This window comes from uncultured Agrobacterium sp., from assembly GCA_913777615.1.
Taxonomy (GTDB): Bacteria; Pseudomonadota; Alphaproteobacteria; order Rhizobiales; family Rhizobiaceae; genus Agrobacterium.
Genome location: CAJYTK010000001.1, coordinates 14,119 through 32,983, shown reverse-complemented (window position 1 = coordinate 32,983; position 18,865 = coordinate 14,119). Strand labels below are relative to the sequence as shown.

The window sequence follows — 18,865 nt, the reverse complement described above, 5'->3', positions numbered from 1 at the left end:
CCCGCGTTGCCGATCGCCATGTCACGTGCTACGCCTCTATTCAATAATTCAAGGATTATTGAAATATGGATAAGCATCAGGCTCTGTCATCGTTTGCGGCACTGTCGCAGGAAACCCGGCTCGGTATCGTGCGTGACTTGTGGTGGCCGGGGAAGAAGGACTTGCGGCTGGCAGAATTGCCGAACTCATGGGTGTGTCTGCCACCAATGTCTCGTTCCATTTAAAGGAACTGGAGCGGTCCGGCTTGATTGTCCGGCAGCGCGTGTCGCGCTCTATCGTCTATCGTGCCAATTACGCGACGTTGGCCGACCTAGTCACATTTCTCATGGAAGACTGCTGCGCCGGCCATTCTGCAATCCGGCAGAGTGTTCAGCCGGGTGAAAACCGTTGCCGGTCTGCTGCGGGGGTGAATGTCGGTGGTTGAGTCAAGAGTCTCGGCATCGATTGTTTCGGCGCTCGGCCTGACGCAAATCCTCGGTTATGGCACGCTCTATTACAGCTTCAGTATACTGGCCCCGGGAATGGCAAAGGATCTGGAGCTGTCGCTGGCGCAAGTCTTCGGGGTTTTCTCTGTTTCCCTTTTCATCGGCGGACTATCGGCGATTTACATTGGCCGGCAAATGGATCGCCTGGGAGCGGCAACCATTATGGCGGCGGGGTCTGCACTGGCATCACTCATGCTCGTACTCTGCGCCGCAGCGCCTTCGGTCGCCACCTTTGCGATTGCGATCATCCTGCTGGAGGTTTCGTCCGGTATGGTGCAGTATCAGGCGGCCTTCGCGACGTTGGTCGAGAGCGATGCTCATAGCGCCTCACGCAGCATCACCTATCTGACGCTTATCGGGGGCTTTGCCTCGACGATCTTCTGGCCGATTACCACGGTCCTTGCCAACCATCTTTCCTGGCGTGAGGTCTATCTCGTTTTTGCCGCGCTCAATCTTCTTGTCTGCATGCCGCTGCATGTCTGGATCAGGAGCCGAAGCAAAACTGCGCGTGGCGCGCCTTGTCGTGCGCGACCAACCGTTGTGGGGGCGGTGCCTGCTCATCGGCGCGAGCGGACCCTGCTGATCGTTTCCATTGCTTTCGCGCTTTTAGGATTTACGCTCTCGGCAATGCTGGTGCATCTGGTGCCCATGCTGGGGGCGCTTGGACTGGGTGCTGCAGCGGTAGTGATCGGCTCCCTCTTTGGGCCGGCACAGGTTCTTAGCCGTCTGATCAATATGGTTTTCGGGAAGCGCCTGTCGCCACCCGGGCTTGCTGTCCTATCGGCAGGCTTGATCGTTTCCGGCGTCGTGATCCTGCTTGCGAGTGCGGACTGGTTGCCGGGTGCGGTAGCCTTTGCCATCTGTCTGGGCCTCGGTTCCGGCATCAACAGTATCGCCCAAGGCAGCCTGCCTCTCTATCTCGCCGGGTCGCAGGGATATGGCGCGCTCACCGGCAAGCTGACCGCCGCCCGTCTGGCGGTCGGCGCTGTCGCGCCGTTCGCCTTTGCCGCTGCCATGGAAAATGTCGGCTTGAGCTTTGCGCTGGCCGTCAATGCGGGCCTCGGGGCCATCAGCATTGCCGCCTTCATCGTGGTTGCGCGCTCATGCCGGGCTTAGCCGGCACAAGCGCCACGGCCGGTCAAATGGAGTTCAGCGACACCCGCTTCTCTAGCGCGGCAGCCTCTTCCTTTCGCTCGCTGTAACGGCTGGTCAGATAGGAGGAAGCATCGCGTGTAAGAAGGGTGAACTTCACCAGTTCCTCGCAGACATCGACGACGCGGTCGTAATAGGAGGAAGGTTTCATCCGCCCCTCAGCATCGAACTCCTGAAAGGCCTTGGCGACGGAGGACTGGTTGGGGATCGTGATCATCCGCATCCAGCGGCCAAGAATACGCATTTGGTTGACGGCGTTGAAGGACTGGCTCCCGCCGGATACTTCCATCACCGCCAGGGTCTTGCCCTGGGTTGGACGAACGGAACCGAGCGACAAGGGAATCCAGTCGATCTGCGATTTCATGATGCCGGTCATGGCGCCGTGACGTTCCGGGCTGATCCACACCTGCCCCTCCGACCATTGGGAAAGGTCACGAAGCTCCTGCACTTTCGGGTGGCTGGCTGGTGCTTCATCCGGAAGCGGTAGTCCAGCCGGATCGAATAGCCGGACCTCGCATCCCAGCTGCTCCAGCAGGCGACGGACTTCGAAGGCGAGAAGCCTGCTATAGGACACCTCCCTCAGCGAGCCGTAAAGGATCAATATCCTTGGCCTATGCGTGGACATGGCAGGCCGCAGGGCTTCTGCATCGATCGGATTAAGATGTTCGCGGCTCAACGCGGGCAGGGGTTCAGACAACGCGCTTTCCCTCCTGGTCGAGAACCTTTTCTCCATCCTCCTTGGTGAACGGGCCCCTGTGGCTATCGGGCAGGATATCGAGCACCACTTCAGATGGGCGGCACAGTCTTGTGCCGAGCGGCGTGATCACGAAAGGCCGGTTGATGAGGATCGGCTCTTTCACCATCGCATCCAGTAACTCTTCGTCGCTCAAGGTAGAGTCATCCAGCCCGAGCTCAGCATAGGGCGTTCCCTTTTCCCGGATCGCTTCCCTGACCGTTAGCCCCGCATCGGCAATCATGGTCTTCAGTTCTGCGCGTGACGGCGGAGTTTTGAGATACTCGACGACTGTGGGTTCGATACCGGCATTCCGGATCATGGCCAACGTATTGCGCGACGTGCCACAGGATGGGTTGTGGTAGATAGTGACATGCATGATTATGTGCCTTATGCTCGGGTGTTGTTTGAAACGGATGAGGCGCTTTCGTACCAGCCCTTCGAGCGGTTCACGATCCAGACGACGGAGAGCATGACGGGTACCTCGATGAGGACACCGACGACGGTGGCAAGTGCCGCACCTGATTGGAAACCGAACAGGCTGATGGCTGCTGCTACCGCCAGCTCGAAGAAATTGCTGGCGCCGATCAGGGCCGATGGCCCCGCCACGCAGTGCTGCTCGCCCGATACCCGATTGAGAAGATAGGCTAAGCCGGAATTGAAGTAGACCTGTATCAGGATCGGGATCGCAAGAAGTCCGATGATCGCAGGCTGCTTGACGATCTGTTCGCCCTGAAAGCCGAAGAGAAGGACGAGCGTTGCCAGCAGCGCGACCAGGGAAAGCGGCTGCAGCCGGGCAAGCCAGGCATCCAGCGCCCTCGTCGTTCCGTCAGCGGTCAGCACCTTGCGAAGCACTTGCGCAATGGCAACCGGGATAAGGATATAAAGAATGACCGAAATGGTCAGCGTATCCCAGGGCACGGTAATGGAGGAGAGGCCGAGAAGTAGGCCGACGATCGGCGCGAAGGCGATGATCATGATGGCGTCATTCAGCGCCACCTGCGACAGGGTGAAATGCGGCTCGCCCTTCGTCAGATTCGACCAGACGAAAACCATTGCCGTGCAGGGCGCCGCAGCAAGGATGATCAAACCCGCAATATAGGATTGGATCTGATCTGCCGGCAGCATCGGGCGAAACAGCCAGTCGATGAACAGCCAGCCGAGAAGCGCCATGGAGAACGGCTTGATCGCCCAGTTGATGAACAGCGTCACGCCGATGCCGCGCCAGTAGCGCCCGACCTTGGACATAGAGCCGAAATCGATTTTCAGCAGCATCGGGATGATCATCAACCAGATCAGCAAGGCGATGGGTATATTGACCTTGGCGATTTCTGCCATGCCCACCGCGTGAAAGACACCGGGTACCAAGTGGCCCAGCGCAACGCCGACCAGAATGCAGAGAAAGACCCAGACCGTCAGGTAGCGTTCGAATGCGGACATCAACTTGTCTTTCTGGTGTTTGAACCTGCCGTTTCAGCCGTACAGCAGGGCATCAAATCGGCGATCAGCGGCGCGCAGAGGTCAGCGTTCCCGTTGCAGCAATCCCTGAGCAGAAAAAGCGTGAGCGCACGCAAACCGTCAAGGTCGGCGCGGTAGATGATGGACCGGCTCTGCCGATCGCTTCTCACAACGCCTGCACGCTGCAAGATGCCGAGATGTGCCGACATGGTATTTTGCGGCACGTCCATCAGTTTCGCCAACTCACCAGCCGGCACGCCATCTGGCTCCGCCTTGACGAGCAGGCGGAAGGTTTCAAGACGAGTAGACTGCGCAAGGGCCGACAGCGCTGCGATGGCCTGGTTTGTATCCATATATCCAGATTAATGGATATTTTGATGCCGTCAACTGTTTGCAAGGTGCCGATGTTAAAAACACCAGCGCCAGCGACTTTTTTCAATTCTCAGTCAGATTCACGACCGGCGCGGAGATGGAGAACACAAGCCCGTCTTTTCGATAATCGATGCAGCTCGTCCCGCCGAGATAGGAGGAGAGCGCCTTTTCGATCATCCGCGATCCAAACCCCTTGTGCGAAGGTGTAGACACTTCCGGGCCACCGGTTTCCCGCCAGGTGAGGTGCAGCATGGGTTCGCCGGTTTCGTAGCTGATGGTCCAGGTCAGTGAGACACGGCCGGTTTCTCTGGAAAGCGCGCCATATTTCAGCGCATTGGTGGCCAGCTCATGGAAAGCGAGCGTCAGTGCCAGCGCGCATTTGGCCGAGAGGTTGATCTCCGGCCCATCGACCGCAACGCGGTCTGTCCCATGATCCTGTACCACAGCGTCTGCCAGCATACTCATCTGGGTGGAGCTGTGTTGCGCGTTGATGAGGATTTCATGACCACGGCTTAGCGCGCCCAGACGCGAAAGAAACGTTGGCTTTGCCGTCGCCATATCGGCATCGTCTTTCAGCGTCTGCGAGGCGACGGCCTGGACGAGCGCTAGGATGTTCTTGATGCGGTGGGCCAGTTCGTTGCGCAAGAGGATCTGTTCGTCCTCGAACGCCTTGAGCGCGGTGATGTCTCTTGAAATGGAGAGGATGCTTTCGACAGCGCCTTGTTCGTTGAAGATCGGCGAAACCTTCACGTCCCAGTAGCGCTCATTTCCCTTGGCGGTATTGGCATAGCCGGTGAAGCGGGCAGCGCGTCCGGCGCGGGCTTCATCGATGGCCGCGATTGCATCCTTGTTGCCTATTCCCTGCCAAAAGTCCGGCCAGTAGCACCCTTTTATCGCCGAAAAGTCGTCCACCTCCATTATCCGCTGGCCACCTTCGGTCATGAACTGTAACGAACCGTCGATCGCGATGACCTTGATGCAATCATCAGACGCGGCGAATGCAGCGGCGACGAAACGAAAACTGTCTGGACCCTCGAACAATGAAGAAGACCTTGAATAAAAAAGGGTATTAAGAAAACGCAGTATAATTCGATATCATAACTATTTAAGGCGTGAAAGACAGAGAATTTCGAAGCGGCGCTCGGGTTTGACCTTAACGCTGTCTGCTCCAGATCCGGTCGTGAAACGCCATGCCGGTCAGCATCGAGATAATAAAGAGGAACAGCTGCGGTATGTCGCCTTTAAGCGATGCGACCGAGAGAGACGCAACCGCTGGACCTGGACAGAAACCGCCAATGCCCCAGCCGAGACCAAAGAGCGCCGAACCCATGATCAGTGGCGTATCGATGCGGCGGCTCTCTGGCAGATGAAAGGTTAGATCAAGGAGAGGTCCGTCCATCCGCTTCATGACCTGGACACCGATGGCGGCAATGACGACGGCCCCGCCCAGAACAAAGGCAAGGCTTGGGTCCCAAGCGCCGAAAACATCCAGAAAGGCTTTGACGCGAGAGGGGTTGAGCATGCCTGAAAGCGACAGGCCGAAGCCAAAGACAAGACCGGATGCGAGTGCTGCGGGAAGCTGCAATTTTGTGTGCTTCATAATCCAAACCCTCTCAAGACCGTAACTGCGATGACACCTGTGGTCAAAAAGGTCGCGACTGCCGCAATCGAGCGCGGCGATAGCCGCGCGAGGCCGAGCACGCCGTGGCCGCTGGTGCAGCCCGACCCCATGCGCGAACCGTAGCCTACGAGCAGCCCGGCTACAATGATCAGCGGCCAGCCTGTGGCGATGTGAATGTCCGGCCAGTCATCGAAAAGATGAAAATAGACAAGCGGTCCCAGTATCAGCCCAAGAATGAAGGCAAGATTGGTGGAAAGCCCGATGCCCCGGGCCAGACGCCCGACGATGCCGCTTATTCCTGCAATTTTGCCATTCAGCAGCAGAAGCATGACTGCCCCGGCTCCGATCAACATGCCGCCTGCGAGAGAGGAGAAATAAAGGCTCATGGCTCATCCCTCACGCAGAAAATATCGTAGAGGGCGGCGATCAGTTGAACGGCCTTCTGCTCCGTGAGGCGATAGAAGATCTGCTTGCCATCACGCCGTGTCTCCACGATATCGGAATTTCGTAACACGGTCAGGTGCTGGGAAAGATGGGGTTGATGAAGGTCGATCCTCTCCTCCAGATCGCCAACGGAAAATTCACCCTCGATCAGGGTGCAGACAATCATCAGCCGCGCCGGGTGCGACAATGTCTTGAGGAGGCTGGCGACCTCTGTGGCGCGGCCCGCCATTTCGGCGGGAGAGAGCGTGGCTGCCTTGGGTTCAATAGTCATTCCCACGCCGCTCCCTGCAAGGCATCCAGCGGAAATTTCAGGTAGCGCTTGCCGTTTTCTTCGGGTTCCGGCAGGCGACCGCCGCAAATATTCACCTGAAGCGCATGCAGGATGAGCTTGGGCATCGGCAATGTCCTGTCGCGTTTAACCCGGAGTGCGACGAATTCATCCTCGCTCACGCCGGCAATATGCGGGTTGGACGCTTTCTGTTCGGCAACCGTGCTCTCCCAGCGTGGACTACGCCCATTGGGCTGGTAGTCATGCCCGGTAAAGAGCCGCATTTCGTCTGGCAGAGCCAGAATAGCCTGGATCGAGCGCCAAAGGGCACCGGCATCGCCGCCTGGAAAATCAGCGCGCGCGGTGCCGCTATCGGGCATGAACAGGGTATCGTGAACGAATGCGGCGTCCGCGATAACATAGGTGACAGAGGCAAGCGTATGCCCTGGCGAAAACAGGACTCGCGCGTCGATGGAGCCGATCTTGAAGCTGTCCCCATCGGTGAAAAGCCGGTCCCATTGAGAACCGTCGGCAGGAAGTTCCGGCCAGTGATAAATGTCTTTCCATAAGGACTGCACGTCAACGACACGTGTGCCGATTGCGGTTTGCGAGCCGGTCTTCTGCTTCAGATAGTGGGCGGCGGAGAAATGGTCGGCATGAGGGTGTGTGTCGAGAATCCATTCGACCGTCAGGCCTCGATCGCGAACGTAATCGAGAATGGCATCGGCATGACGCGTAGTCGTCGCACCTGACTTCTCATCGAAATCCAGGACCGGATCGATGATGGCGCACTTATCCGTCTGCGGGTCGGAAACGACATATTGAACGCTTGAGGTGCGTGCGTCGAAAAAGGCTTTTACCTGCGCTCGACGTGCTGCATGGCGGGTCAGCCATTTTTGCGCTGCACTTGTATCGAAGCCGTGCTGCTGGCCGAAGGCAGGGAGATCTTCAGCTGCCATGCGCCCGTCCAGGACCTCACCGATGATGTGGAGGCTGAGGGAACGGGTGCCGCTTTTGCAATGGGCTAGAACGGGCCCATTGGAGCGAAGGAGTGCTGCTTGAAATGCCCGAACATCGGCTTCGGTAATCGTTGTAAGCGTGACGGGGATATAGGCATAGGCGAGATCCCCTTGATCCGCCGCCTGCGCCTCCGATGTCGTGCCAGGCTGCGCGTCGTCTTCGCCATCGGGGCGGTTGTTGATGATTGTGGTAAAGCCTTGCGAGCGCAGCGTCTTGATTTCCTCGAGGCTTGGCTGTGTCGAGACAGACCACGTCTCGGAGATTTTGCTGACTGGCATGACTCCCTCCATTCAAATTCATTATATAATATTCTATAATGTATAATGATGTGAATGGCAAGACCGTTGTCAAAGATGCCGTGCAACGCATTCAACTGACCGCAGCGGCTGACCGCCTGATCAGGAAGCCAAGTATGAGATGCGGCGAAGGCCCGCATCATGGCTGTTTCCAAGCCTTAAGCCCCGAAACTCGAAACCGATTTTCGGGGCTTAAGGCTGAGATGTGAGACGATGAAACATCCTTCACGCCCTCGATGGAGGGCGCAGAACTCTAGTATTTTGAAATGGAAGATGGTTTGCGATCAAACGTCTCGGTCGTGCCGTCCGGCTTGGTCAGCTTCCACGAGCCGCTCAAATTCTGCGAGAGGACACCGTAACTGGAGCCGTCTTCAGTGACGGAGTATCCGCCTCCGAGCTTTTGCTCAAGCTCATACGTCTTTCCGTCTTTCTTGAAGCATTTGGAACTGTTCATTCCACATTCGGCAAAGGCGCTGTTGGCTGCAAGTATCATGATGGAGGAAAGAATAAGTCGCTTCATTGTAAGCTCCTGCTCTCTATTTCGAGTTGGTTTCTATTCTGGCAAAACTTACGGCAGTCATCAGTGGTGCCTGACTTGCCGCGATGACTGGTTCTTTGGGGGGCGGATGAGCGAGCGACGGCAAGGCACCCGTCTTCAGCCGGGATTCCGTCCGTTCATATCGGTTGTCTTGATCATTTCAGTGCGCTCAGCGAAGACGATCCGGATGGAGCATCAAGGCTTGCAACGGTCATCGAACAGCGGACTGGGCGTTGCTGCCTTCGCATCTGGCATATTCTTCCGCCGCATTTGCAAACTGCTTGGCCGCATCGGCTGCATATTCAGCGTCCCTGGCATATCTGTTCAGCCTTTCGATATAGTACCCCACATCGTTCTTGTAGGAGCGGATATCGTATTCTGTGCAGTTCGACGAATATAAGCAGGAGGGTTGTGAAATCCTCGACGGTGCGCGGGGCGTACGAATGTCGCTGGAAGGCTCCGAACACGCCAACGCCAAGGTTGGCGCGACCGAAAGAACTGCACACAGAACCGCAACACGCCGTATCATCGAAAGCCTCCAAGCCTCTGTAGATGTTTGAATGTTCTTATTATGTTCTTGTTTGAAGCAGAGTCAAGCGCTGTTGTGCGATGTTGGCGTTTAGCGGTAAAATTGTAGCGTCCCTCATCCGCGACGCTGTTTTTGGTCCCTGGGCGGGAACAAATGCCCACTGGTTTCAGCGGTTAGCTTCAAGCAAGGATTCTTCGATACGCATCGGTCATTCTTCCATTGCTTTCCCACCACTTGAGCGGCTCGTGCATTCGGTAAAGTCTCAAGGCCGAGAAAACGGAGGCAAGCGACGAAGGCACACTTTTGATCGGCGGAAACGATTTTGCTCCAGACAAACAACTTCTTTACCGTTGACGCGAACGATGTGTCGAAGCTCAACGATGACGATGTCTTTCTCGTTTCCACGCATCACAACTCGTTCCTCAGTCTGGACGCAGCCTCGGGTCTGCTGACGCACACCAAAATCGGCTCATCCAATACTTCCTTCTTATGTGTCTGTGCCAAGACCGACCCGGACGCAGCGATTTTCCGCCGCCTGAGTGGAGGTGCTGCCCGGATTGAAAATTCCGCATACCGGATTGCCGATCTGGGCGCCCTCGAATTGCCGGATCGAAAGGGCCAAATGGTGTTCTTGGCGGATGGGCAGTATCTCTCATCCAATATGCGCAACGGCTCCAATGAGATGCGCTCTTCTGTTAATGACTGGGAAATCTATCAGCTCGTGCCGCTGTCGAGCATAGCCAAGGTTGCGGCGTGGAACGGTCGGTGGCTTCACCACGCAACGCGCACCCTTCTTGACTTTCAGCGACCTGAGCGCCTTTTGGATTTTCGGTCACTCAACCGGACCGACAAGATGGGCGGGCTTGTTGACTTCAGTGACTGGCCGCCAACATCTGAACATGCTGCAATAAAGCAGGGACCCGACGCGGCTGTCTCAAACTTCAACCCGCTTGTGTATTACTGCGTATATGGCAGCTATGAGTATCTGGAGACGTTGGCGCTCTCTCTGGAAAGCCTTGATCGCTACGGTCGATTTGATGGCACGGTCGGGATCATCACCAGCTTTACCGAGGCGGCGGTGCGCAAGCATGTGCCTGAGCGGTTTCAAAAGTCCTTGCGGATCTTTCCCATGCCGCATGGTTCACCTTGGCTTGGGCGCTATTGCCTGGACGATGCTGCCCTCGAACAATTCCAGCCAATCCTGTACCTCGATTGCGACGTGGTCTGCGCGGGCCCGATCGACGATCTCCTGATCGACATCCTGATGTCGGACAAGGTCTGTATTGCGACCGAGTGGGCAGAATATGCTGGCATGCCGAGCATTCCGTCCGAATGGGGCGGCTACGGCAACTGGTTCGGGAAGTTTCTCTTCGATACGAACATCGTTCCCTATTCGGGCGAGGTGGCTTTCGGCAATTCGGGCATCATCGGTATGCGCAATGCCCGGATCTGCAAAAATGCCTTCTCGTGCGTCGTCGAGCTGGTACGTCAACCGGGCGCCATCCTCACGCTGGGCGATCAGCCCTTTCTGAATTTCTTTTTGCATGCGCTGGGCGCCGGCGACTTTACGCTGATGGACAAGCACGTGCAGATCGTCCGCTCATCGTCCGGCGTGTCGGTACAAAACCCGCATACCCTAGTCCATGTTCTCAATGCGCTGACAAAGACCGACAAGACCTCCGAGCTGCGACTGACGATAGCGCAGGTGCTCCTGCAGAAAAATTTCGTACAAGCCGGTTTGCCAAGGTCGGGAGAACGGGATTGTTCGTCCGAGAGGGAAAATCACCCTTGAGGAGGGCGGCCATACAGCCGCTAGTGTGATGCCCGTCCGGTCCGGTACGGATTAGACAATCTCAGGAACCTGCTGGATATTCAACGCCGCTCTGCCGCATCCTCGCCGGAGGTGTCATCTACGATATCCGTTTGCCCGGCGCTTACCTTTGCCCGAAGAGCAACGAATGAGCCTAACTCACGCGTCAGGAGTGTCGTCCATCTCGATGGGATCGAATCTGAGCCACACCATCACACGCGCGCGGTTTTCCGAGCATAGCAACCAGCGTTGGGTGTCGGGCATGCTTTGAAGCTCTGGGATGCCGGAGAGATCGCGGGCACCCATCTTGATTTCTGTGACGCGATGCGTGCGTGCGGCATCGACCTGCAGCTTAGCCATTTTTTCAGGCCCGTTCTCAACCATCCAATCGTGAATCTCGATGACGATCATAGCCTTGGAAAAGGCGGCGAACGTACCGGCATCGATGAGATCGAATTCGGCGCCCTCGATATCGACAAGGACCAGCGACTGGTCACGCACTTCCGCGGGAAGGTCGTTATAAAACTCACGGGTCGCTTCGCCACGGATGATGACCCTGTCTGCCACACCGTTCAGAACGGCGTTAGCGGCGATCACCTCGCGGCCACGTTCGGTTATTTCATAGCAGTAGGACGTATCGAACCGGTTGTTCATTAGCATGCCCAAGCCGTAATATCCGTCGGCAGCGCCCAGATCGATGAATGTCCGATACCTGGCCGGAATCTCGTCCACTATATTGAGAATTTCCTGCTCGTAGAGCCCAAGGATCATGCCCCCTCTATCAGCACCTTCTCCCCAATGCGTATCCGCGCCGAGCAGCAAACCCTTGAACGGCCCATGCGCAACCCTGTTGCCGTGAAAACTGGCCAGGGAGTTCGATAGATGGAGCCGCAATTTCTGCGCCATGATCAGCAGAATTTCGGGGTGTTGCTCAGCCATGAAATTTGCCATCGCGTGGATGGTCTGCATACCGTTATTCGGGGTGCTCATTGGAGGCCTTTATTCTGCAGCCAGACTGGGATTGTCGCCGGTAAATACCGGCTATGCCTTGCGTATGCCTTACGCCGCAATCGAACCGTGAGGCCTGGATGCGCGTCGCATTTCAGGTGATGGAGAAGCCGCTGGCAGGTTTGAGGTTTGGTGCTCGCATCCTTATCGATCTCGCCACGTTGTTAAATGACAACATTGCGACTTCGGCTCGAAGTGAAGTCTGTTTGCTCGTCCACATCCTCGCCGCGATCTGGAGGCACGTCGTATTGTAAAATGCGCCAATGCGGTTGAACGCGTGTGATAAGGCGTGGGTCTGCCTCGCGAGGTTGGTTCTCGTGGCCTCAAATATCAGCCTAATGAAGACGCACGCCGTTTGAGCGGTTCGGGCTTTTTTCCGTCCGGCAACAGTTGCAGAAGATGATCGTGAAAGACGTCTGCGCTCAATGGCTTCCTCACGAAAACTACACCTTCCGGGAGGTCGTCGGCTTTCGGTTCAATCTGTCCCGACGAGATTATGATACCAATTTCCGGCCAGGACTCTGCGCACTTTTGGGCAAGATAAAAACCGTCGAGTTCGCTTGGTGGCATCTGGACGTCTGTAAAAAGAAGTTGCACGCTGTCGCCACGCTTCTCAAGGACACTCAATGCTTTCTCTGGTGTCGCCGCATCCAGCACTCGAAATCCTGCGTCTTGAAGTATATCCGAGGCGTCCATCCGTATGAGCGCGTCGTCGTCGACCACAAGGGCAAATGGGGTATGTTCTTCCGACATGCGTGGTTCCTCTGGCGCTGGGCACCGAAACAACGCATCGAGCACGAGTTCGATCCCTCCGAGGCGAGCAATTGCTTAAGCCGCCGCATAGGGGCGCCCGCCTCGCTTGAGAACCTCTTATGTATTTGGAATCGTAATCGCCGGAACGTTTGGCGATTATGATCTCAAAGGAACCTTGGCCACAAACGACAGTCCAGATGGATCGTAGGAAATATGAGCCACGCCGCCCGCCTCGCTCACCAGCAGTCGCTTGATCAACTGCGTGCCGAAGCTGGTGCTGACCGGCGCCGTGACGGTCGGACCATTTCGCTCGCGCCATGTGAGTGTCAATTCTCGATCGGGCCCGGTCATGTCGGCAGTCCATTCGATTTCGATCACGCCGGTATCGTTCGATAAGGCACCGTATTTGGTCGCGTTCGTGGCGAGTTCATGCAACGCAAGCGCATAGGCAGGAACAACATTGGGAGGAAGATCGATCTCATCTCCCTTCACCGAGAATCTCTGTGGGTCTTCGACGCCGAATGGCGCAAGGGTCCGCATTACCAGAGTCCTGAGCGACGCGTTTCCAAAATTCTCGCTCACGAGAAGTTCGTTGGCGGATACCATCGCGTGTATCCGCGCCGTGAGCGTCAGCCCGACTTCCTCAAGCGAAGCAGCGCGTCTGATCGTCTGCGAGACGATCGCCTGAAGCGATGCCAAAGTATTCTTCAGGCGGTGGCTCAACTCACGCGCTAGAAGAGCGCGGTGCCCTTGTTCCTGCCGGCGTAGAGTGATGTCTTGGGTCACACCGGTTATCGACAGAGGTGTTCCATCCTGCGCGTAACTCGCCTGACCCCTGATTTGCACCCATCGGAGCTCGTCGGTCGGCAATACCAACCTATACTCTGCCTCCAAAAGGGATTTGTTTTCGATGGCGTCATTGATCGCTTCCATCTGCAGGAGGCGATCTTCGGGGTGGATCGTATTTCTAAGATCTTCCAGCGTAAGGGTTTCGTTGACGCTTCGTCCGCAGATCGACCTGCATTCTGCTGAGGCGGTCAGTTCACCTGTCACCAGGTCGATTGTCCAAATTCCGAGCCTTCCGGCCTCTAAGGCCAGACGAAGACTTTGTTCGCTCGCCTGGAGAGCAGCGCTACTGTCTGCCACTTCGGCTTCGAGATCCGTTTTACGGCGCTCCATCGCGGCAAACTCTTCGAGTTCAAGTGTGACGTCCTGTTGAGAAGCAACGAAAAACGTGGTTGTCCGGCCTTCGACTACCGGCGACACCATAAGTCTGTTCCAGAAGGAGGTCCCGTCCTTACGAAAGTTGAGCAGGTCGACTTCAATCTCCCGGCCTGCGGCAATCGCCGTTCTCAGACGATCCACTGCCACGGGGTCCGTTTCGGCCCCTTGCAGAAAGCGGCAATTCTTTCCAATTATCTCGGCTTCGGAATATCCACTCATCGAGATGAATGCCGCATTGGCGAATATGATGGGGTTATCCGGGAGCCTCGGATTCGTGATGACCATCGGCGTCCGCGTCGCCTTGACCATTGAGAAAAATGGGCCTTCAAAAGCCAGCGAATCGGTTGAGACGTCTGTGGAAACTTTTTCGTCAAAGATATCCATTTGGACGCCTTTCATCCCGATTTTTTCAATGTTTAGAGCGGCGTACCAAGCGTGTCTATACAGCAGAGATTGACCCGACCGTAGTGGTTGCGTGTACGCTTTTGATGGCATGATGTTGAGACCATCTCGTTCCCGCAAAACCTATATGTGGTTCGCTTCGAAGACGCGCAAGTAATATTCGGTGTGGTACTGGCGCTGTAACAGCCAATCTTTCAAGAGATGTACAATGTTCACCCACGTAATGATCGGCAGCGACAACCTCGACCGTTCAAAAGTATTCTACGACGCCACCTTTACTGCTCTGGGATTCGCCCCCGGCAAGGGCGTGAGGTGAGCGCCGGCTGACCCCGCCACGCCCGTCATCGACTAGATCGCGCACGGGAGCATCCCTCTGCATCTATTTGAAACTGTTGGCCACGGTGTCGCATCGACTTGCTTGTCCGCCCACAGACGCGGCTAAAGTCACCGAGCGCATCGTAGTCGCCGCTGCGGATCGCCACCTCGGAATTCGTTTATCAACATCGCCAGCGACCGTGAACCGAGCGCTCGGCGTCGATGCAGTCAGCTTGGTTGCAATGAAGACGAGAGAGCCTGGTGGTTTGATGAAACAGCGTACAGCAAACAGACAGGAAACTGCCGCTACTCATCGGTCGTCGCCCAGTCGGGTGTAATCAAAGGATCGAAACATGTTGAAACTCATCGCCACAGTCGCAGTCATTGCAGCAACACCGGCACTCGCTTTCGCCAGCCCAAGCTGCACTGCTGAACCTAAGTCCAAGTGGATGTCGGAAGACGCAATGAAGGCCAAGATTGATACGCTCGGCTACAAGGTCAAGACCTTTCAAGTGACGGGCAACTGCTACGAAATCTACGGCAAGGACAAGGATGGTCAGCGCGCCGAGGTGTACTTCAACCCGGTCTCCGGCGACATCGTCCAGAAGGGTGACTGATCTATGAGCGTTATCCGTTCAAGACCGGGGGGCGGCTCGCCCTCCGACACTGGCCAGCGGGATATCAAGGTCTGGGACCCAGTCTAATCCGAGCAGACCCGATACCGATCAGTGACTGCGCCCAATGCCAGTTATAGGTCGGGAGGTGCGCTGCCCCGAAGGAGAGGCCTGAGACAATGAGGGCGATCAGAATGCCCAATCTCCGTGACATGCCCAGGTGCCTTACGCAGAGCCAGAGTGCTGCGAGGAAAGGTAAAATTCCGAGAAATTCCTCGCCGACCAATTGAACGCTGGTAACGAAAAATGCCTCGCCGATCTCTGTCGTGGACACGAGTGCGATTTCGTTGGCGACGGGATTAGCGTGCACCTCGGAAAACTGTTGCAAAACCCACCCGACCGAGATTGACCCCACAAGTGTGGCGAGGCCGAACAACAGCATGATCCCGAGAGAACGGCCATTGAGTGCATGGAACAGGCAGATCCAGTATTGTCCTGCCGAGACCCTCAGAGCCAGAAGCGGAATGCCAACAAACAGAGCTGTCGGCAACAGATTATAGGGAAAGCTGCGCAGCGGAATGAGAGTAAGGGCCAGGAATGCGATCAAGACTGATGTGACGATCAAGAGCAATCCGGTCCCTTTGATATCAACCGGCACGCCATCGTAGAAGGGGAGATCCCTCTCGGAGGACGTTCTCGACTTTTCCATGCCGTATCCTCCATCTGTGCTCTACTATATGTATCGCTTATTCAACGTAGAGCGTTAGATCGTAGCTGGCGGCCTCGTTCCTCCTAGCCGCATTGCGCATGAGATACACGTCGATGAGATAGTTACCGCTCGAAGGGATCGTGATGGTCGTCCCGTTGCCGTCTATAGAACTGTTGTACATCGCCGCCTCAGCGCCCGGCGCCGTCACATTGAAATACAGGCTGGAATTCTTGGAATCGAGCTGGACGCTCATCTTCTGCCCGGCCGTTACGGAAAGCGAGTACTAAACGGTCTGATAGCCTTTCACGGAAGACTTGATGGTAGAACTGGACGATCCTGCCGCGAAATGCACGACCTCGAGTCTCGTGGCATCCGCAAACGATGGCGCCGCAGCCAGGAGGGCTGAACACACCATCAGGCTTTTAAATATCCGCATCTATCGTCTCCTCCGGTCGTATGTTAGCAAAGACTGATTTCTAAATCACCTATCCCGAATCCGCTACGGCGGCTAGTCGTCGCTCCCATCCCGACAGCAACGGTGACGAGCATCATCATAGAGCCACACACACGGTAACGACTGCAAGCAGTGGCGCCATGACGCAGGCGCTCGTCGCTGGTATGAGAGCGCACTTTCCAGGTATCCGTCTAATGGGAGGATTGAGCCTATGGACTTCATGAAATTGCTGAAGTCGCTCGAAGAACTGCTCTACGAGTTGGTGTCGTGGCTGGTCTTCTATCCTATCACCATGTGGCGCTCCATCGTGCGGCCGCTTGAGATGATGCGCTATGCAGACACCGAACTGGCCGACAAGCCCGAAGACCAATACGAGGACACCCTCAGTCCGCCTCTTTTTCTGTTGATTACTCTGATGATTTCGCAAGGCGTCGCAGGTGCTTTGCCCTCGATCTACGACGCCGCCACTGCCGTCAGGGCTTTAGGATCCGGCTCCAATCTTCTGATCGCACGAGGCGTTATTTTCGGAATCTTTCCCTTGTGCATGGCCGTCGCGCTGCTTCGATCAAGGAAAGTCCTAATCACCCGCGATTCCCTACGCCCACCATTCTTTAGCCAGTGCTACGTGGCAGCGCCCTTTGCTTTCGTGCTTGGGCTTGGATTTGATTTTCTCAGTATGCCGGGACACGAAGGTGTTCTAGCAGGTCTCATAACAATAGCGGTCGCAACTATATGGTATGCGCAGGCGCAGATCCGCTGGTTTATGCGCGATGTCCATATGGGAGGGATGAGAGCTGCTGCAACTTTCGTCATTGTATTTCTGTTGGCGACGATTGCTGCGTTGGTCGCCGCCGTGCTGATCACGTTCGAAGCTAAAAGCATCGCTCCCGGCGCGGTCTGATGAAGCCATGGTCGAGGCGACACAAAGGGTCTACTTTCGCGCAAGCCATATCGCCAGCCAAAGCAAGATCAAAACCATGCCGACGGCCCACATCACGAGGTATGGTACATCATCGGATATTTGCCGCGCGAGGGTTGAAATAAATGGCGCACCCGACAGGATTCGAACCTGTGACCTTTGGAATCGGAATCCAACACTCTATCCAGCTGAGCTACGGGTGCCCTTAAGACGCGGCTTCGAGTCGCGTTTTAATATGGTCGGTTTCTTAAACCAGCTTTCACGTCTCTTCAATCTTTAAAATGCCGCTGGCTCCGACCAAAGGCTGAAAGGTGAAGAAACATGATAAATCATCTGTTATATGTCACATCTTAGGATTGCACCCAATTTCTTGCGGGCGTAAATTAACAGTCGTCGTTTTTTCGAAGACTGAACCGCAATTACCCGGGCGCAGCGACGCTTTCTGGGAGTGTTCTAAAGGGTGTCGGAGACTGAATTAATGATGCATTTACAATATATTGGTTATCGACGCCAATATTCAGTCCTGCAGTATAGAAGCGGCGCATGGCGATCAGCGCTCTATAAGTTTTCGCTCCTTCAAAGACTAGACCGCTGGATTAATTACTATTAAACATTGTTCTAATAAACATATTTCAACAGCTTCCACTATATGACGATTGTCGACAGGAGACCGGGATGACTTTGGATATCGCTTTCGAGCAAGGTCGGGCGAAGGGGAAATATTCGGAGACGAAAGAGTCGTCTCCTGATCAGTCCAAACGTGCGAAGCTGGATATCGACTACTCTATCCTGTCCGATGCAGTGCTTTACCGGCTTCGCAAGGCACAACTTGCAGTGGTCAGTGAGTTTAACGAAAATCTTCTCGGCTACGGTCTTCGGCCGGCAGATTTTTCCGTTCTTGTCGTCGTGTCCAACAATTCCGATCTAAAGCAGAGCGATGTGGCTGAAGCGCTCGGCATTCAGCGGGCGAATTTCGTCGCGATCATCGACGGGCTTGAGGAGAAGGGGCTTCTGAGCCGACGCAAATCCCTGACCGACAGGCGTGTTCATTATCTGGAAATGACAGAAGATGGGAACGCCCTGCTCGACGATATCCAGCGGGTATGGAAGGCGCATGAGGACAAGGTCGTTCGCAGGCTGGGCGGCGAGAAAGCCCGCGATCAGCTGGTCGGCCTGTTGCGCAAGATCGAAGAGTGATCATCACTCATCGCCCCCCGCATTTATGAACGATGACGAAGCGGTGCCGATGCGCACCGTTTTTGTTTTATGACACCTTACTGCCCTTGAACTGCGATCAACAGGTTGCCCCGCTATTCCGTCACGAGATGAGGCGGAGGAAGACGTTCCTTCGATCACAATCAGGTTTGGGCGTTCGATTATCCCCTCGCTCTTGATCTTGCGGTCTTGCATTCTGCCGCCTCTTGGGGGGATATGCTGCCCGGACGTGCCGATTTCGAGCTTGCGCCGGTTTCTTTAAGGAGAGGCGCGCGTGGCACGATGGAGAAACCATGCTTTTTATCGACACCAACCACCCCATGTATCGTCCGCTCTGGGTGCGGCTCTTGATCGTCGGCGCCTGCGCTGGCTGGGCAGTCGTTGAATTCGTCAATCATGAACCCTTCTGGTCGACGCTTGTCGGTGGACTGGCGCTCTATGCTGCCTATGCGTTGCTGCTGACCTTCAAGCCCTCCGTGGATAAGCCTGAAGACACCATTTCGACATCAGAGCAGGATTGAAGGGT

22 protein-coding genes, 1 tRNA gene and 2 pseudogenes are annotated in these 18,865 nt (G+C 55.9%); 9 read left to right on the top strand and 16 right to left on the bottom strand.

Translation table 11 applies throughout. From position 1 onward, the window contains the following. Window positions 1–65 precede the first annotated feature (65 nt). Together QZ862_RS00185 and arsK are read left to right on the top strand one after the other, a co-directional pair. Window positions 66–424 (top strand): annotated as a pseudogene (locus QZ862_RS00185) (metalloregulator ArsR/SmtB family transcription factor). After that, window positions 411–1,601, top strand: a complete 1,191-nt coding sequence (gene arsK / locus QZ862_RS00180) for an arsenite efflux MFS transporter ArsK (protein ID WP_296096717.1) — start codon at window positions 411–413, stop codon at window positions 1,599–1,601. Before QZ862_RS00185 ends, arsK begins: the two are co-directional and overlap by 14 nt. Window positions 1,602–1,623: 22 nt before the next feature. Here the strand turns inward: arsK and arsH are convergent, their stop codons facing one another. The 10 genes from arsH to QZ862_RS00130 form a co-directional block, all read right to left on the bottom strand. After that, window positions 1,624–2,370 (bottom strand): arsenical resistance protein ArsH, encoded by a 747-nt coding sequence (gene arsH / locus QZ862_RS00175; RefSeq protein WP_296096713.1) that lies wholly within the window; start codon window positions 2,368–2,370, stop codon window positions 1,624–1,626. Continuing rightward, complete coding sequence (arsC, locus tag QZ862_RS00170) at window positions 2,327–2,749, bottom strand: arsenate reductase (glutaredoxin) (RefSeq protein WP_296096710.1); 423 nt, start codon at window positions 2,747–2,749, stop codon at window positions 2,327–2,329. Before arsC ends, arsH begins: the two co-directional genes overlap by 44 nt. An 11-nt stretch (window positions 2,750–2,760) precedes the next feature. After that, window positions 2,761–3,810 carry an ACR3 family arsenite efflux transporter gene (gene arsB / locus QZ862_RS00165; RefSeq protein ID WP_296096707.1) on the bottom strand — a complete coding sequence of 350 codons (1,050 nt, stop codon included), beginning with the start codon at window positions 3,808–3,810 and terminating at the stop codon, window positions 2,761–2,763. Continuing rightward, window positions 3,810–4,181, bottom strand: coding sequence for a metalloregulator ArsR/SmtB family transcription factor (locus QZ862_RS00160; protein WP_296096704.1), 372 nt, complete (start codon window positions 4,179–4,181; stop codon window positions 3,810–3,812). The genes arsB and QZ862_RS00160 overlap by 1 nt, the downstream gene beginning before the upstream one ends. An 82-nt stretch (window positions 4,182–4,263) precedes the next feature. Beyond that, window positions 4,264–5,241 carry an HWE histidine kinase domain-containing protein gene (locus tag QZ862_RS00155; protein ID WP_296079581.1) on the bottom strand — a complete coding sequence of 326 codons (978 nt, stop codon included), beginning with the start codon at window positions 5,239–5,241 and terminating at the stop codon, window positions 4,264–4,266. A 112-nt stretch (window positions 5,242–5,353) separates the two neighbouring features. Then, on the bottom strand, window positions 5,354–5,800 hold the full coding sequence (locus QZ862_RS00150) for a YeeE/YedE family protein (protein ID WP_296096698.1): 447 nt from the start codon (window positions 5,798–5,800) through the stop codon (window positions 5,354–5,356). Continuing rightward, window positions 5,797–6,207 carry a YeeE/YedE family protein gene (locus QZ862_RS00145; protein WP_296096697.1) on the bottom strand — a complete coding sequence of 137 codons (411 nt, stop codon included), beginning with the start codon at window positions 6,205–6,207 and terminating at the stop codon, window positions 5,797–5,799. Before QZ862_RS00145 ends, QZ862_RS00150 begins: the two co-directional genes overlap by 4 nt. Continuing rightward, window positions 6,204–6,542, bottom strand: a complete 339-nt coding sequence (gene bigR / locus QZ862_RS00140) for a sulfite-sensing transcriptional repressor BigR (protein WP_296020015.1) — start codon at window positions 6,540–6,542, stop codon at window positions 6,204–6,206. Before bigR ends, QZ862_RS00145 begins: the two co-directional genes overlap by 4 nt. Next, entirely contained in the window at window positions 6,533–7,831 is a 1,299-nt protein-coding gene (gene blh / locus QZ862_RS00135; protein WP_296096694.1) for a bifunctional sulfur transferase/dioxygenase Blh, read from the bottom strand. The genes bigR and blh overlap by 10 nt, the downstream gene beginning before the upstream one ends. Window positions 7,832–8,102: 271 nt before the next feature. Then, window positions 8,103–8,369, bottom strand: coding sequence for a hypothetical protein (locus QZ862_RS00130; protein ID WP_296020011.1), 267 nt, complete (start codon window positions 8,367–8,369; stop codon window positions 8,103–8,105). 398 nt (window positions 8,370–8,767) lie between these two features. Between QZ862_RS00130 and QZ862_RS00125 the strand changes: the two genes are divergently transcribed. Then, window positions 8,768–8,947 (top strand): hypothetical protein, encoded by a 180-nt coding sequence (locus QZ862_RS00125; protein ID WP_296020008.1) that lies wholly within the window; start codon window positions 8,768–8,770, stop codon window positions 8,945–8,947. A gap of 630 nt (window positions 8,948–9,577) precedes the next feature. Beyond that, window positions 9,578–10,708 (top strand): hypothetical protein, encoded by a 1,131-nt coding sequence (locus QZ862_RS00120; RefSeq protein WP_296096691.1) that lies wholly within the window; start codon window positions 9,578–9,580, stop codon window positions 10,706–10,708. A gap of 177 nt (window positions 10,709–10,885) precedes the next feature. Here the strand turns inward: QZ862_RS00120 and QZ862_RS00115 are convergent, their stop codons facing one another. The 3 genes from QZ862_RS00115 to QZ862_RS00105 all read right to left on the bottom strand — a co-directional run bounded on the left by QZ862_RS00115 (window position 10,886) and on the right by QZ862_RS00105 (window position 14,233). Beyond that, on the bottom strand, window positions 10,886–11,716 hold the full coding sequence (locus QZ862_RS00115; RefSeq protein WP_296096689.1) for a hypothetical protein: 831 nt from the start codon (window positions 11,714–11,716) through the stop codon (window positions 10,886–10,888). Window positions 11,717–12,064: 348 nt separating this feature from the next. Then, entirely contained in the window at window positions 12,065–12,487 is a 423-nt protein-coding gene (locus QZ862_RS00110) for a response regulator (RefSeq protein WP_296096686.1), read from the bottom strand. Window positions 12,488–12,643: 156 nt separating this feature from the next. Next, window positions 12,644–14,233, bottom strand: a complete 1,590-nt coding sequence (locus QZ862_RS00105) for a PAS domain-containing protein (protein ID WP_296096683.1) — start codon at window positions 14,231–14,233, stop codon at window positions 12,644–12,646. An 88-nt stretch (window positions 14,234–14,321) separates the two neighbouring features. Here QZ862_RS00105 and QZ862_RS00100 point away from each other — a divergent pair. Continuing rightward, a pseudogene (locus tag QZ862_RS00100) lies at window positions 14,322–14,417 on the top strand (VOC family protein); the annotation flags it as partial. A gap of 364 nt (window positions 14,418–14,781) precedes the next feature. Next, entirely contained in the window at window positions 14,782–15,045 is a 264-nt protein-coding gene (locus QZ862_RS00095) for a PepSY domain-containing protein (RefSeq protein ID WP_296040640.1), read from the top strand. 64 nt (window positions 15,046–15,109) lie between these two features. On the opposite strand, the gene QZ862_RS00090 is transcribed toward QZ862_RS00095, so the two are convergent. After that, window positions 15,110–15,751 carry a hypothetical protein gene (locus QZ862_RS00090; RefSeq protein ID WP_296096680.1) on the bottom strand — a complete coding sequence of 214 codons (642 nt, stop codon included), beginning with the start codon at window positions 15,749–15,751 and terminating at the stop codon, window positions 15,110–15,112. A 37-nt stretch (window positions 15,752–15,788) separates the two neighbouring features. Then, complete coding sequence (locus tag QZ862_RS00085) at window positions 15,789–16,004, bottom strand: hypothetical protein (RefSeq protein ID WP_296096678.1); 216 nt, start codon at window positions 16,002–16,004, stop codon at window positions 15,789–15,791. A gap of 412 nt (window positions 16,005–16,416) precedes the next feature. On the opposite strand from QZ862_RS00085, the gene QZ862_RS00080 reads away from it, so the two are divergent. After that, on the top strand, window positions 16,417–17,106 hold the full coding sequence (locus QZ862_RS00080; protein WP_296096675.1) for a permease: 690 nt from the start codon (window positions 16,417–16,419) through the stop codon (window positions 17,104–17,106). 144 nt (window positions 17,107–17,250) lie between these two features. Here QZ862_RS00080 and QZ862_RS00075 read toward each other — a convergent pair. Then, window positions 17,251–17,327 (bottom strand) — tRNA-Arg (locus tag QZ862_RS00075). 472 nt (window positions 17,328–17,799) lie between these two features. Between QZ862_RS00075 and QZ862_RS00070 the strand changes: the two genes are divergently transcribed. Continuing rightward, the gene (locus tag QZ862_RS00070) at window positions 17,800–18,321 is read left to right on the top strand and encodes a MarR family winged helix-turn-helix transcriptional regulator (RefSeq protein ID WP_296096672.1); all 522 of its coding nucleotides are present in this window, start codon (window positions 17,800–17,802) and stop codon (window positions 18,319–18,321) included. 311 nt (window positions 18,322–18,632) lie between these two features. Then, window positions 18,633–18,860, top strand: coding sequence for a hypothetical protein (locus QZ862_RS00065; protein ID WP_296096669.1), 228 nt, complete (start codon window positions 18,633–18,635; stop codon window positions 18,858–18,860). Window positions 18,861–18,865 lie beyond the last annotated feature (5 nt).

Excerpts from the sequence above, each read along its gene's own strand:
- QZ862_RS00160 (WP_296096704.1), bottom strand. The coding sequence starts at position 4,181 with ATGGATACAAACCAGGCCATCGCAGCGCTGTCGGCCCTTGCGCAGTCT.
- QZ862_RS00065 (WP_296096669.1), top strand. The coding sequence starts at position 18,633 with ATGCTTTTTATCGACACCAACCACCCCATGTATCGTCCGCTCTGGGTG.
- QZ862_RS00120 (WP_296096691.1), top strand. The coding sequence starts at position 9,578 with ATGCGCAACGGCTCCAATGAGATGCGCTCTTCTGTTAATGACTGGGAA.
- arsB (WP_296096707.1), bottom strand. The coding sequence starts at position 3,810 with ATGTCCGCATTCGAACGCTACCTGACGGTCTGGGTCTTTCTCTGCATT.
- QZ862_RS00095 (WP_296040640.1), top strand. The coding sequence starts at position 14,782 with ATGTTGAAACTCATCGCCACAGTCGCAGTCATTGCAGCAACACCGGCA.
- arsK (WP_296096717.1), top strand. The coding sequence starts at position 411 with ATGTCGGTGGTTGAGTCAAGAGTCTCGGCATCGATTGTTTCGGCGCTC.
- QZ862_RS00115 (WP_296096689.1), bottom strand. The coding sequence starts at position 11,716 with ATGAGCACCCCGAATAACGGTATGCAGACCATCCACGCGATGGCAAAT.
- arsH (WP_296096713.1), bottom strand. The coding sequence starts at position 2,370 with ATGGAGAAAAGGTTCTCGACCAGGAGGGAAAGCGCGTTGTCTGAACCC.
- QZ862_RS00110 (WP_296096686.1), bottom strand. The coding sequence starts at position 12,487 with ATGTCGGAAGAACATACCCCATTTGCCCTTGTGGTCGACGACGACGCG.
- QZ862_RS00080 (WP_296096675.1), top strand. The coding sequence starts at position 16,417 with ATGGACTTCATGAAATTGCTGAAGTCGCTCGAAGAACTGCTCTACGAG.
- QZ862_RS00085 (WP_296096678.1), bottom strand. The coding sequence starts at position 16,004 with ATGAGCGTCCAGCTCGATTCCAAGAATTCCAGCCTGTATTTCAATGTG.
- QZ862_RS00145 (WP_296096697.1), bottom strand. The coding sequence starts at position 6,207 with ATGAGCCTTTATTTCTCCTCTCTCGCAGGCGGCATGTTGATCGGAGCC.
- QZ862_RS00090 (WP_296096680.1), bottom strand. The coding sequence starts at position 15,751 with ATGGAAAAGTCGAGAACGTCCTCCGAGAGGGATCTCCCCTTCTACGAT.
- blh (WP_296096694.1), bottom strand. The coding sequence starts at position 7,831 with ATGCCAGTCAGCAAAATCTCCGAGACGTGGTCTGTCTCGACACAGCCA.
- QZ862_RS00070 (WP_296096672.1), top strand. The coding sequence starts at position 17,800 with ATGACTTTGGATATCGCTTTCGAGCAAGGTCGGGCGAAGGGGAAATAT.
- arsC (WP_296096710.1), bottom strand. The coding sequence starts at position 2,749 with ATGCATGTCACTATCTACCACAACCCATCCTGTGGCACGTCGCGCAAT.
- QZ862_RS00130 (WP_296020011.1), bottom strand. The coding sequence starts at position 8,369 with ATGAAGCGACTTATTCTTTCCTCCATCATGATACTTGCAGCCAACAGC.
- QZ862_RS00150 (WP_296096698.1), bottom strand. The coding sequence starts at position 5,800 with ATGAAGCACACAAAATTGCAGCTTCCCGCAGCACTCGCATCCGGTCTT.